The 14,118-nt window shown below is 35.8% G+C and carries 11 protein-coding genes and 1 pseudogene; all 12 read left to right on the top strand.

Annotated features, from left to right (window positions below; translation table 11 throughout):
* Positions 1–217: 217 nt before the first annotated feature.
* The 12 genes and pseudogenes from K6959_RS11060 to K6959_RS11005 all read left to right on the top strand — a co-directional run bounded on the left by K6959_RS11060 (position 218) and on the right by K6959_RS11005 (position 14,060).
* Positions 218–1,828 (top strand): Na/Pi cotransporter family protein, encoded by a 1,611-nt coding sequence (locus tag K6959_RS11060; RefSeq protein WP_218943878.1) that lies wholly within the window; start codon positions 218–220, stop codon positions 1,826–1,828.
* A gap of 57 nt (positions 1,829–1,885) precedes the next feature.
* Entirely contained in the window at positions 1,886–2,371 is a 486-nt protein-coding gene (locus K6959_RS11055) for a DUF456 domain-containing protein (protein WP_163239386.1), read from the top strand.
* A gap of 116 nt (positions 2,372–2,487) precedes the next feature.
* Entirely contained in the window at positions 2,488–3,096 is a 609-nt protein-coding gene (locus tag K6959_RS11050; RefSeq protein ID WP_163239384.1) for a superoxide dismutase, read from the top strand.
* Positions 3,097–3,397: 301 nt separating this feature from the next.
* The gene (locus K6959_RS11045) at positions 3,398–4,612 is read left to right on the top strand and encodes an MFS transporter (RefSeq protein WP_163239382.1); all 1,215 of its coding nucleotides are present in this window, start codon (positions 3,398–3,400) and stop codon (positions 4,610–4,612) included.
* Positions 4,613–4,706: 94 nt separating this feature from the next.
* Complete coding sequence (locus tag K6959_RS11040) at positions 4,707–6,824, top strand: peptidoglycan D,D-transpeptidase FtsI family protein (RefSeq protein WP_163239380.1); 2,118 nt, start codon at positions 4,707–4,709, stop codon at positions 6,822–6,824.
* A gap of 449 nt (positions 6,825–7,273) precedes the next feature.
* Positions 7,274–8,215 (top strand): phosphate ABC transporter substrate-binding protein, encoded by a 942-nt coding sequence (locus tag K6959_RS11035; protein WP_223086513.1) that lies wholly within the window; start codon positions 7,274–7,276, stop codon positions 8,213–8,215.
* A gap of 84 nt (positions 8,216–8,299) precedes the next feature.
* Entirely contained in the window at positions 8,300–9,223 is a 924-nt protein-coding gene (gene pstC / locus K6959_RS11030; RefSeq protein ID WP_223086512.1) for a phosphate ABC transporter permease subunit PstC, read from the top strand.
* Positions 9,220–10,108: pseudogene (pstA, locus tag K6959_RS11025) on the top strand (phosphate ABC transporter permease PstA). Before pstC ends, pstA begins: the two are co-directional and overlap by 4 nt.
* A gap of 14 nt (positions 10,109–10,122) precedes the next feature.
* Entirely contained in the window at positions 10,123–10,950 is an 828-nt protein-coding gene (gene pstB, locus K6959_RS11020) for a phosphate ABC transporter ATP-binding protein PstB (protein ID WP_163239372.1), read from the top strand.
* 13 nt (positions 10,951–10,963) lie between these two features.
* Positions 10,964–11,740 (top strand): phosphate ABC transporter ATP-binding protein PstB, encoded by a 777-nt coding sequence (gene pstB, locus K6959_RS11015; protein ID WP_163239370.1) that lies wholly within the window; start codon positions 10,964–10,966, stop codon positions 11,738–11,740.
* A 14-nt stretch (positions 11,741–11,754) separates the two neighbouring features.
* Positions 11,755–12,414, top strand: coding sequence for a phosphate signaling complex protein PhoU (phoU, locus tag K6959_RS11010; protein WP_163239368.1), 660 nt, complete (start codon positions 11,755–11,757; stop codon positions 12,412–12,414).
* Positions 12,415–13,451: 1,037 nt separating this feature from the next.
* Positions 13,452–14,060, top strand: a complete 609-nt coding sequence (locus K6959_RS11005) for a hypothetical protein (RefSeq protein ID WP_223086510.1) — start codon at positions 13,452–13,454, stop codon at positions 14,058–14,060.
* Positions 14,061–14,118 lie beyond the last annotated feature (58 nt).

Below are 14,118 nucleotides of genomic sequence, written 5' to 3'. Positions count from 1 at the left end.
TGCTCCATACAAGTATAGAGTCTATGCATTACATAAAAATCAATTATTAATGTAACATAAATGTAATAAAACTGCTCTTTGTAAATTGTTTGTAAATTTTTTATTGCATATCTTTACTTTTATTTAGTAATTCAATCATAATTGTAGAGGTGTTTGGAGAAACATGTCGAATTAACTTTATAGGGGCTGAGTAATTGTGGAACTGAATGTTCAACAAATGCTGTTCGAATTTATCGGTGGCTTAGGAATTTTCCTGTTTGGAATAAAAGCAATGGGAGACGGACTGCAAAAATCTGCTGGAGACAAACTAAGAGACATATTAGATCGCTTCACAACCAATCCTCTAATGGGTGTATTAACAGGTGTTGTCGTTACTGTGTTAATTCAGTCAAGCAGTGGTACAACTGTATTAACAGTAGGATTAGTAAGTGCCGGTTTTATGACATTAAGGCAAGCAATCGGTGTCATAATGGGGGCAAATATTGGGACTACAGTTACTGCATTTATTATCGGGATAGACATTGGAGAATATGCATTACCAATATTAGCAATTGGTTCTTTTTTAATGTTCTTTTTTAAAAATAAAAAAGTTCACAACCTTGGACAAGTATTTTTCGGTTTTGGAGCGCTTTTCTTCGGTCTTGAATTAATGAGTGGCGGGCTGAAGCCATTACGTACTTTAGAGGCTTTCCAAGAGTTAACGGTTAATATGAGTTCACATCCAATATTAGGTGTTATTGTTGGAACTGTATTTACAGTAATCGTACAGAGCTCCAGTGCAACAATTGGTATTTTACAAGGGCTTTATGCAGAAAATTTAGTTGACTTAAATGCGGCTTTACCAATTTTGTTTGGCGATAATATAGGGACAACCATTACTGCATTATTAGCAGCAATTGGCGCAACGGTAACGGCGAAACGTGCAGCTGCAACTCATGTTTTATTTAATTTAATTGGAACAGCTATTTTTCTTATCATTTTAGGTCCTTTTACAAAATTCATTATTTATTTGCAATCATCGTTTGCATTAAACGAAAAAATGACGATTGCATTTGCTCACGGTATATTTAACACATCAAATACGATCATTCAACTGCCATTCATTGGTGTATTAGCATTTATCGTCACAAAATTAATTCCAGGAGAAGATTCTATTATTGAATATAAACCAAAGCATTTAGATCCCATCTTTATTGAACAATCCCCTGCTATTGCTCTTAGTCAAGCAAAGGAAGAGGTTATTCGAATGGGACAGTTTGCGATTCGTGGTTTAGAAGAGTCTAATAAATATTTAAATACAAATTTGCAAAAGCATTCTGACACGTCGATGCAGCTTGAAGATGCGATCAATAACTTAGATCGGAAAATTACTGATTATTTAATTTTGCTGTCATCAACCTCTCTTTCAGGGGCTGAGTCAGAGAAGCATTCATTATTAATGGATACCGTTCGTGATATTGAGAGAATTGGTGATCATTTTGAAAATATTATTGAGTTAGTTGAATATCAGCTGGCGAACAAAGTCAAAATTACCGATTCAGCTATGAACGATTTGGATGAAATGTTTTCCTTAACTGTATCAACTGTCCAAGAAGCGATTGAAGCTCTAAACGAAAATAGTAAAGAGATTGCCGAAAATGTAATGAAAAAAGAAGAGAAAATTGATAAAATGGAAAGAAAGCTACGGAAGCAGCATATTTTACGTTTAAATGAAGGAATTTGCACTGGTCAGTCTGGAATTGTATTTGTAGATATTATTAGTAATCTTGAACGAATTGGTGACCACGCTGTAAATATAGCTGAAGCCGTATTAGGTGAGAGACATTAAGGCATAATGTAAAGCAAGGGGAACCCTTGCTTTAATATTTTTCTATAGAGGTGACGAATGGAGTTATTATATTGGGTTATCATTATCCTATTATTTGTGATCGCTTATTTTGGGTTAGTGTATCCGATTATTCCAAGTGTTCTATCTATTTTTGCAGGCTTTTTATTATATGGAATCTTATTCTCTTTTGCTCCTTTTTCCTGGCTGTTTTGGCTAGTGCAAAGTTTATTTACTGTATTGCTATTCGGTGCTGATTACATTGCAAACATGATTGGTGTAAAAAAATATGGCGGCTCAAAAGCGGGCGTTTGGGGCAGTACGATTGGACTTTTGGTAGGTCCTTTCGTTATTCCAGTAATCGGGATTTTAATAGGACCGTTTATTGGGGCCGTTGTTGCTGAGATTTTAGTTGAGAAAAAGGAAATCAAAGATGCAGTTAAAATCGGTTTAGGTTCAGTTGTAGGCTTTATTAGCAGTGTTTTTACAAAAGGGATCATTCAAACAATTATGATCGGCTACTTTTTAATCGTTGTATTATTGTAGGTGTTAACGCAAAATATTAAAATGCATTTCAATTGAAATGAATAACCAACTTTGGTAATGTTAAACTAAAGAAGATACAAGTGTGTATCACTTTAATACATAAGGAGGAATTGAAAATGGCATTTGAATTACCAAAATTACCTTACGCTTACGATGCTCTGGAACCTCATATCGATAAGGAAACGATGAACATTCATCATACGAAGCATCATAACACTTATGTAACAAATTTGAATAATGCGTTAGATGGAAATGCAAGCCTCCTAGAAAAATCAGTTGAGGATGTAATCGCAAATTTAGGGGCTGTACCTGAGTCAGCTCGCACTGCAGTAAGAAATAATGGTGGCGGACACGCTAATCATTCGTTGTTTTGGCAGGTTATTAGCCCAAATGGCGGCGGAGAACCAAAGGGCGAGTTACTAGAAGCAATAAACAAACAGTTTGGCAGCTATGAAAGTTTTAAAGAAGAATTTTCAAAGGCGGCTACGACTCGTTTTGGCTCCGGATGGGCATGGTTAGTTGTTAATAATGGCGAACTTGAAGTAACAAGTACACCGAATCAAGATTCTCCCCTTATGGAGGGAAAAACACCGATATTAGGGCTTGATGTATGGGAACATGCTTATTACTTAAAATATCAAAATCGCCGTCCTGAATATATTAATGCTTTTTGGAATGTTGTAAATTGGAATGAAGTGGCAAAACGATACAGTGCTGCAAAATAATCATAGCTATAATTGCACCACAATAAGTGTGCCATTTGTTGCTAATGGGCAAACAAAGTAAATACTTAAAGGAAACGCTCTCAAACTGATTGAAAACGCTTATTAGTCAAGGCACGTAGCACAAGGCGGAAGCGAATAGAACTTGCAGTTTGTCAACAGTCTGAACGGCACCACTCATAGTGTGTGCTGTTTTTTTTTTTGACTTAAGCATTTGTGTTAAGGCTTTAGTTTAATGTTACAATATATGAATAAGAACATTTCTTTTGTTTAAAACTAGCCCTAGACAAAGGGGCGTTTTTTTATGAGCAAAATGGCAAAATTGTTTGGAGATGTTGAGTTAACTAAAGATTTAACATTGCTATTGTTAATCGGAGGACTGTATTCATTAAGTGTTGCATTGTCAAATACTTTTGTGAACATTTATTTGTGGAAGCAGTCTGGGCAGTTTGTTGATTTAGGTTTATATAATTTGTCAATTGTTGTCATGCAGCCGCTTACGTTCATTTTAGCCGGAAGATGGGCAAAGAAAATTGACAGGGTGATTGTTTTAAGGATTGGCGTTATTTTTTTAGCTTTGTTCTATTTAACTGTTTTATTGATCGGAACGAATGCATCAAACTTTTTGCTATTACTCGGGAGCTTACTCGGAATTGGCTACGGTTTTTATTGGCTTGCATTTAATGTGTTAACGTTCGAAATAACAGAACCGGAAACAAGGGATTTTTTTAATGGCTTTTTAGGAATATTAACGTCTGCTGGAGGAATGATTGGTCCAATTGGAGCAGGGTTTATCATATCTCAGCTTGAGAAGTTTACAGGCTATACCATTGTTTTTGGATTATCGCTTACGCTATTTTCTTTAGCTGTTTTTTTAAGTTTTTTCTTAAAGCGACGTCCTGCTAAAGGAGACTATTGTTTTAAGCGAATTATTGCAGAGCGTAGGAACAATGACAACTGGCGTCTCATAACGAATGCCCACTTTTTTCAAGGGCTGCGGGAAGGGACGTTTTTATTTGTCATATCAGTATTTGTCTTCATATCAACTGGAAGTGAACTCGCATTAGGGACGTTTGGGTTGATTAACTCCGGAATTGCTTTTTTAGGCTACTATTTTGCTTCAAGATTAATTAAAGAAGATCAGCGGAAAACAGCAATTCTTATTGGAGGGATTATTTTATATTTATCCATTTTTTTAATTGTCTTTGAATTAACCTTTACAAAGCTGCTTATCTATGCGGGAATTATTGCTGTCGCTTATCCAATCTTACTCGTACCATACTTATCGATGACGTATGATGTAATTGGCAGGGGATGGAGAGCGGCTGAAATGAGAATCGAATATATCGTTGTGAGAGAGTTATTTTTAAACTCGGGAAGAATTGTCTCTATTATTGCCTTTTTAACAGCTGTTACTTTTTTTAATGAGCAAAAAAGCATCCCGATTCTGCTATTATTTATCGGAGCAGGACATACTTGCATTTATTTTTTTATTAGAAAAATTAAATTAGCAGGGTAATGCTTAAAAATGATAAAAAGTTTACAAAACAACAGCCGATAATTTACAATAGGGAGAGTGAGATTTGTTTTGGGAGAGAAGGTGTGGATGAATATTGGAAAAGAAGAAAAAAAAGAAAAAGCAAATTCCGTTCCGAATAAATTTGCTTTTCTTTGCAGTTTTTATATTATTCTCGATTCTCATCTTACGGCTTGGAGTTGTGCAAATAGTAAAGGGGGAAGATTATAAACGAAAAGTCGAACGGACAGAAGATATTGTCGTCAATACTCCCGTTCCCCGCGGAAAAATGTTCGATAGAACAGGAAAAGTTATCGTCGATAACACTCCAAAAAATGCGATCACATACACGCAATATAAAGGTGTAAAACGAGAAAAAATGTTAAAGGTTGCAGAACGGTTAGCTAAAATAATCGATAAAGATACATCTAAAATTACAGAGCGGGATATGAAAGATTATTGGATTCTTAAAAACCCGGAGCGCGCTAAGAAGAAATTAACGAAAGCGGAAATGAGCGATGAAAAGTTAGAAGAAAAGGATTTATATAAATTACAGCTCGAACGGATTACAGAGAAGGAACTGAAAGAGTTAACTAAAGAAGACTTAAAAGTGTTAGCAGTTTATCGAGAGTTTATAAGCGGCTATGCGCTTACTCCGCAAATTGTTAAAAATGAAAACGTTACGCCTGAAGAGTTTGCACTCGTTAGTGAAAATTTAGAAGTATTGCCAGGTGTCGATACGACTACTGATTGGGATAGACATTACATATATGGGGATACACTTAAAACTGTATTAGGAAATGTATCTTCTTCTGACGAAGGATTGCCTATGGATCAGCTTGATCATTTTCTTTCACGAGGTTATAACCGAAACGACCGAGTTGGAAAAAGCTATATTGAACTGCAATACGAAGAAGTGCTTCACGGTCAAAAAACAAAGGTAAAAAACATTACGAAAGGGAATGATGTGCTTGAAGCAGAGACATTATCTGCAGGGCAGCGCGGTAAAGATCTCGTTCTGACCATTGATATGGATTTGCAACTAGCTGTTGAAAAAATTATCGAAGAAGAGCTGCTAATTGCAAAAAGACAATCTAATACTCAGCTGCTAGACCGTGCTTTCGTTGTATTAATGGATCCGCATACTGGAGAAATATTAACGATGGCCGGCAAACAATATACAAAAAATGAAAAAACCGGTCAAATGGAAATGCGTGACTTTGCTTTAGGAAATATTACAACGTCTTATAATGTCGGCTCAGCTGTAAAAGGAGCTACAGTATTAACCGGTTTTAAAACAGGAGCCATTAAACCTAAGCAGGTGTTCAATGATACTCCGATGAAAATAAACACATTAATAAAAAAATCTTACAGTAATTTAGGACCACTTAATGATATTGATGCTTTAAAGCGTTCTTCTAACGTATATATGTTCCATATCGCTATAAAGATTGGAGAAGGTCGTTATCAATACGGTCGTCCACTGCCTATTAACACGAAAGCATTTGATATTATAAGAGATTCATTTAGTGAATTTGGGCTTGGGGTAAGAACGGGAATTGATTTACCGAATGAAACCCCTGGCTTAAAGGGACCAGATACATTACCTGGTTTCCTGCTCGATATCTCAATTGGGCAGTATGATACGTATACGACGATGCAACTTGCTCAATACGTTTCTACAATTGCAAATGGTGGTTACCGTGTGCAGCCACATATCGTAAAGGAAATCCGCGAGCCTATGATAGAAAACAATGAACTTGGACCAGTTGTAGAAACGATAGGACCGACGATTTTAAATCATGTAGATTTAGAGCAAGAGTGGATCGATCGTGTACAAGAAGGGTTTCGGAAAGTAATGCAAGAAGCGGGCGGAACTGCGGCTAGAAATTTCAAAGGGAAGCCATATAACCCAGCGGGAAAAACAGGAACTGCGGAAGCTTTTTACGACGGGCCGGAAAGAGCAAAATTTAAAGAACCGCCTGAAGTAATGAATTTAAGTTTAGTCGCATACGCACCCCACGATAATCCAGAAGTGGCAATGGCCGTCTTAATACCGTGGGCGTATCAGGCAAGAAGCGGGCATACAGCTAATTTGACAATTGGAGAGCGTGTTTTATCGACTTATTTTGATCTTAAAAAACAACGGCTAGAACAAGGAGAGTCCGCAGGGAATACGGTTCAAGCAGAGCAAACGGCTAATGAAGGAAATTAAACATATTCTATTCAAAAACTCACCGAGCTTCAGTTTTTCGGTGAGTTTTTATTATTTTCCAGCTGCTTTTGTCAAAATTTAAGCAATGGATTGTATAGTTTAACAAAGTATATCAACAGTTGACGTTATTTTTTTATAGTAAATTTTTTTTAAAAAAAGACTTCTTAATTTATACCTCTAGACTGCTTCATGAGATTTATTTCAGATGGAACTATAATCTCAATCTCAATTTATACCTTCAAAAAAATTATATTTAATCTTCAGCAACAATCTTAGAATTAACATCACATTCCTATCTTAACTCTTTAAGTTTACTGCGATTTCCGGACGTCTTTACAAATATTTCACACAGTTTAACAATAGCTTTACATTCTATTAAAACGTTATTAATAGATTAAGATTATTCTTTTACTTGTAGGGACAAACAACTTTAGGAGGAATAAGAAAACATGAAAAGCTTTAAACAATTAGCTTTACTATTTTTCGTTGCGGCATTTGCCATTATTGCTGCAGGATGTGGCGGGGATTCTAAGGCAGAAAAGAGCAACAACTCTAATAGTGCAAACAATTCAACTGAAGAGAATAAATCAGAAGAGAAAAAAGAACTATCTGGTTCGATCGTTATCTCTGGATCAAGTGCAATGCAACCACTAGTTGCGGCAGCCGCTGAAGAATTTATGGCTAAGTATCCAGATACAGACATCCAAGTTAATGCTGGAGGTTCAGGTACTGGTCTTTCACAAGTGGCTGAAGGATCGGTTGATATTGGTAACTCTGATGTTTTCGCTGAAGAAAAAGAAGGAATTCCTGCAGAGGAGCTAGTTGATTTTAAAGTGGCGGTTGTCGGAATGACAGCAGCTGTTAACCCTGAAGTCGGCATTAAAGATATTTCAAAAGAAGATTTAAAGAAAGTCTTTACTGGAAAAATTAAAAATTGGAAAGATCTTGGCGGAGCTGATCAAGAGATTGTGCTTGTAAATCGTCCTGACTCATCAGGAACACGTGCTACTTTTGTTCAAAATGCTCTTGATGGCGAAACACCAGCAGAAGGAATTACTGAAGATTCCTCAAATACAGTTAAAAAGATTATTAGTGAAACAGAAGGGGCAATTGGTTATCTTGCATTCTCATATTTTTCGGATGATAGTGTAACAGCATTATCGATTGATGGTGTTGAAGCTACTTCTGAAAATGTTCAAAATGGTACTTTCCCAATTTGGGCATACCAACATTCTTATACAAAAGGCGAGCCTGAAGGATTAGTAAAAGAATTTTTAGATTACTTAATGGATGAGGAAACTCAAACAACAATTCTTCCTGAGCAAGGCTACATTCCTGCAACAAAAATGGAAGTTGAAAAAGATGCTGAAGGAAACGTAACAAAAAAGTAATTTCTGTCAGCAGGAAATAAATTTACAAGGGGAATGAAATATACGTTCCCCTTGTTTACTTTTTAGTTAGAGGGGATTGTTCATATGGAAAAAACGATTCCAGCCAAACATAGACTGATCAAATCAAACAAAAACTGGCTGAATGGCGAACGAAGAGGGAAAATACTTGTCACTTTATGTGCATTGATTATGATTACAGCAACCCTCTCGATCACGATATTTTTAGGTTCAAAAGGAATCCAATCTTTTACAAAGGGTGGTATTAGTATTGGAGAATTTTTAAAGAGCAAAGATTGGGATCCAACAAATAGTGAGTCACCTAAATATGGAGCCGCTCCATTTATTTTTGGCTCTTTTGCAGTTACTTTATTATCAGCACTTATTGCTGCTCCACTCGGAATTGGCGGTGCCATATTTATGACGGAAATCGCTCCGGAATGGGGGAGAAAAATATTACAACCTGTTATCGAGTTATTAGTTGGTATACCATCAGTTGTTTATGGTTTTATCGGTTTGACAGTACTTGTTCCATTTATTAGGGAGTACTTTGGAGGATTAGGTTTCAGTCTACTTTCAGGAACGATTATATTATCTATTATGATTTTACCGACAATTACATCGATTGCAACGGAAGCAATGAGATCACTTCCAAGTAATTTGCGCGAAGGATCATATGCTTTAGGAGCAACGAGATGGCAAACGATAAGAAAAGTTCTTATTCCAGCTGCTTTGCCAACGCTTTTAACAGCAATTGTTTTAGGAATGGCAAGAGCTTTTGGAGAGGCATTAGCGGTGCAAATGGTGATAGGAAACACAAGAACTTTACCAGAAGGGATTTTAGACCCTGCCGCTACATTAACAACGATTATCACATTAAATATGGGTCATACAACGTACGGAAGCGTTGAAAATAATACCCTTTGGTCGATGGGACTTATTTTACTTATTATGTCATTTTTGTTTATATTACTAATCCGATATTTATCTGCTAGGAGGAAGATCCAATGAGCAGCAAGAATGCAGATCGGATTGCAACAGGAGTTTTCGTTGCAATAGCTGTTATCTTAATTACGTTACTTGTTTCTTTATTTGCATATATTATTGCGAATGGTTTTCAAAAATTAACTTTTGATTTTTTGACTACACCGTCAAGCTCTGTTAGAGCAGGAGGCGGAATACGTGATCAATTGTTTAATTCTATTTATATTTTGTTTATTACGATGCTTATCGCTGTCCCGCTTGGTATTGGTGGCGGAATATACATGGCTGAATATGCGAAACCAGGGAAAATTACAAATATTATTCGTTCATGTATAGAAGTATTAGCTTCTTTACCTTCCATTGTTATCGGAATGTTTGGTTTATTAGTATTTGTTAATATTACAGGCTGGGGGTATACGATCATCGGCGGTGCTCTTGCTTTAACAGTTTTTTTATTTGCCTGTTATCGTTCGCGTGAGTGAAGATGCGATCAGATCTGTTCCCCGAGAGTTAAAAGAGGCAAGCCTAGCACTAGGGGTCACTCATTGGTCAACGATTAAGACGGTATTACTTCCAAGTGCATTTCCTGCGATATTAACAGGGACAATCTTAGCTTCTGGCCGTGTGTTCGGTGAGGCAGCTGCATTGTTATTTACTGCTGGACTATCAACACCTCGGCTCGATTATATGAATTTAAATCCATTTTCAGAAACTTCACCGTTAAATATTTTTCGCCCGGCGGAAACATTAGCGGTTCATATTTGGTCTGTTAACACTCAAGGATTAATACCAGATGTGAAAGAGGTTTCAAGTGGAGCTGCCGCGGTGCTTGTTTTAACTGTACTAATATTTAACTTACTTGCAAGATGGATCGGTTCACTTATTCATCGCAAAATAACAGCTGCAAAATAAAGGCGGGTGAAAATATGGTAACAGCAGTAAAAGAAAGACCTAAAAGTAAAGACTTACATGAAATAGTTGTTAATGTAAACAAAGAACGTGAATTGATTTTACAAATTCAAAACGTTTCTATTTATTATGGACAAAAACAAGCAGTCCGAAGTATTAATATGGACATTGAAAAAAACTCTATAACTGCCTTGATAGGTCCTTCGGGTTGTGGTAAATCCACTTTTCTCCGCAGTATAAATCGAATGAATGATTTAATTGAGGGAGCGAGATGTGAAGGAACAATTAAGTATGATGGGATAAATATTCTTGATGAACAAATTGATGTTGTTGCTTTAAGAAAAGAAATCGGAATGGTGTTTCAAAAGCCAAACCCCTTTCCGAAATCTATATATGACAATATTGCTCACGGATTAAGATTTTCAGGAATTAGAAAAAAAAGTATTCTTGATGGCATTATAGAAGAAAGTTTGCGAAGGGCAGCGATTTGGGATGAAGTAAAGGATAGACTTCATAAATCTGCCTTATCCCTATCAGGGGGGCAGCAGCAACGGCTTTGTATTGCTAGAACGATTGCAATGAATCCGGCTGTTCTTTTACTTGATGAACCATCTTCAGCATTAGATCCAATTTCAAATGGGAAAATAGAAGAATTATTAATTGAATTAAAAAAAGAATACTCTATTGTTATTGTTACACATAATATGCAACAGGCTTCACGGATTTCTGATCGAACAGCCTTTTTCTTAAATGGAGATTTAATTGAATATGATAAAACAAATAAAGTTTTCACAAATCCGTCAGAGAAGAAGACGGAAGAATACATTACTGGCCGGTTCGGATAAGGAGTGAACAACTTTGGAAACTTTAACAGCTGTTGGTAATGAAGTGTTTCAAGTTAAAGATTTCAATTTATGGTATGGTGAACATCATGCATTAAAAGATATTAATTTTTCCATTCGCCAAAATGAAATAACAGCTATAATCGGACCGTCTGGGTGTGGAAAATCGACGTTTATTAAAACGTTAAACTTAATGTGTAAAATGGTGCCAAGTGTAAAACTGTCTGGTGCGATTATGTATGATCAGCAAAATATTGTAACGGATAAAGTTGATCTTGTAGAGCTTCGAAAAAAGATCGGTATGGTTTTCCAAAAGGGAAATCCATTTCCGCAATCAATTTATGATAATGTTGCATACGGACCCCGTATTCACGGAATGAAGAAGAAAGCGGTTTTAGATGAGATCGTTGAACAAACTTTAAAAGACGTTGCACTTTGGGATGAAGTTCATGATCGGTTATCTGCTCCTGCTCTCGGCTTATCAGGAGGACAGCAACAGCGTTTATGCATTGCAAGAGCATTAGCTACAAAACCAGATGTATTATTAATGGATGAACCGACATCAGCGCTTGATCCTATTTCAACATTAAAAATTGAGGAATTAGTTTTACAGCTTAAAAAAGATTATACGATAGTTATGGTCACTCATAATATGCAACAAGCAGCTCGTGTTTCTGATCAAACAGCTTTTTTCTTAATGGGTGAGCTAATTGAGGTTGATCATACGTTAACGATATTCTCAACTCCGTCTGATAAACGAACAGAAGACTATATTTCCGGGCGATTCGGATAATTTGAGGTGAAAACATGAGCACAAGGTCCAATTTCGATCAAAATTTAAAAGAATTAAAAGAACAAATTCTAAATATGGCTGAAGAAGCGAAAAAAGCAGTAACAAAATCAATGCTGGCGTTGAAAAATCAGGATTTTATCATCGCAGAAAAAATTATAGACAACGATATAAAACTGAATAAAATGGAAGAAATTATTAATGAAAAAGCAATCTTCCTTATTGCAACTGAAGCACCTGTAGCAGTTGATTTACGAAAAATCATTACCGCTATTAAAATTTCATCGGAAATAGAAAGAATCGCGGATATGGCTGTAAACATTGCGAAATCGACATTGCACATCGGTCACGAACAGTTAATGATCCCGATAGAAAAAGTCGAAACGATGATGGGGATTGCTTTAAAAATGTTCTCAGACTCAATGATTGCATATTACGGTGAAGATGAAGAATTTGCAAGACAATGTGCCAAAAAAGATGATGCAGTCGATGAAATGTATGGAGAGCTTATAACAGAAATGATCGTCAATACTCCTACTCACCCTAAAGCAAGAAAGCAAATTACTCAGCTAGGGTTTATTTGCAGGTATATTGAACGGATTGCTGATCATGTTACAAATATATCAGAAAACGTAGTTTATCTTGCAACAGGTAGGCAGTCAGGATTAAACGTATAAAATAAGTTTAGTTCAGATAGAAAAATCAGTAGTTGGTGATTTCAGACCGTTGACAAATGCTCGCATTCTCGTTTGCTTGAACATCATTGTATGCCCAATGAACGCCTGTTCTATTCACTTCAGCCTTGACTGACAGGCGTTTTCAAGTCTGAGAATCGATTCAATTTATTTGTCTACAATCTCAAATCAGCTGTTGCTGATTTTTTTTCATTATGATCGTTTATCATTTAGTTCTAAATAAAATTCATAACAAATTGAATTTAACTTCTAGTGTGCAATTAATTTGTTCCTCCTCAACAGAAAATCAGTTCATCACCGTAACATGGGGTTTTATTCTGATAAAAAGTAAACAATTTTAACAGATAAAAAGCGAAAATTCAAGTATCGTAATTGTTGATTGGACAAATCATGATAGGAGTTTTCGCTTTGACCCCAAGTTTAACAAACATCTGAATATCATCATCCATTATTTGATTTTTATGCCTTCTATTAAGGAGCTTGGATTTTTCCAGTTCAAGCTCCTGCGGTGTATTTTATGCCCGAACTGTCATGAAAAAATCCAGCGACATAACCGCAAGATACGTCGTTTTCGTCACGTAACGCCAGGCATATTAGAATGCTTTAAGTTGAACTCTCTTGTACCGAGACAAGGCTGTTTGAATTGCGCTTATACGTTGATATATGATGATGGCTAGGGCCTCTCGGTATTGTCAGTCGTGAATTTGCTCGTTATCTTCGATTTTGGTGATTAATCATAAATAAACAGTCATGCATTATTTAAATTATCCTTTGTTAAATGATGTCTATTCTTTACGTTTTTTCATATAAAAAATGTCGTTTTTTCTTATGAATGACCTTACCATAAAAAAAATAAAAATTTTTTTTCTTGATATTACTTGAGCAGATGAATATTATGCATATTCCGACAAAATACATTTATTGTTTGTTAGCGTTTTCAATGCTAACATGTATATAAAAAGAATATATTAATAGTTTGTAATATTTATATTTAATTCATGAAGAAAGGTGTAATGATCATGAAAATAAATGCTTCTATCTCATGTAAAGACACGAAACAGAGTGATGACTTATATAAATTAAAAAAAGTGCCCGGAATTTGGATAAGCGGTAAAACATTTTGGTTTGATAATGAAGCAGAGAAGCTGTTAACAGAAGAAATGCTTTCAATTAAAATAAAACGGCCTTATCTTCATTCAAATATTCATTTTTTTGAAACGTATATAACAAACCACCTCAATGAGGCTCGCAATCTTAAACTATTATTTGCCCATCACCATTTGTATAGTGCAAAAGACCATTTCACCTTTGTATCTCCTGTTGAAGATGTTATCTTTCACCTTGCTGACAATATCGTCTATTTAGTTAACGGTCGGCACAAGAGACAATCTTTTAAACAATGCTCTGTCCAACCATTTTGGAATTTTAAAACAGAAGATATTTGGAGAAATTATAGGCGGGGAACGTTACGTTATCAGCCTATGGCAAAAGGGGCAACGGTTAGTTTGTTTGCAATGAACGTTTCAATGTTACCTAGAGAAACAACTAAAGGAAGTGCATGGGTTATATTTGGCAAGTCAAAAGAAACGCTGGCTAAGCTCAATAAAGCAGTTTTAAAATCGTACTAGCATTTAAAATAAAAAAATGCTATTATAGAAAAGTCGTACAGTGTAGCATGATATAGTT

The organism is Bacillus aquiflavi, from assembly GCF_019915265.1.
Lineage (GTDB): Bacteria > Bacillota > Bacilli > Bacillales > Cytobacillaceae > Bacillus_BT > Bacillus_BT aquiflavi.
This window is presented reverse-complemented; position numbering and strand designations above follow the sequence as displayed.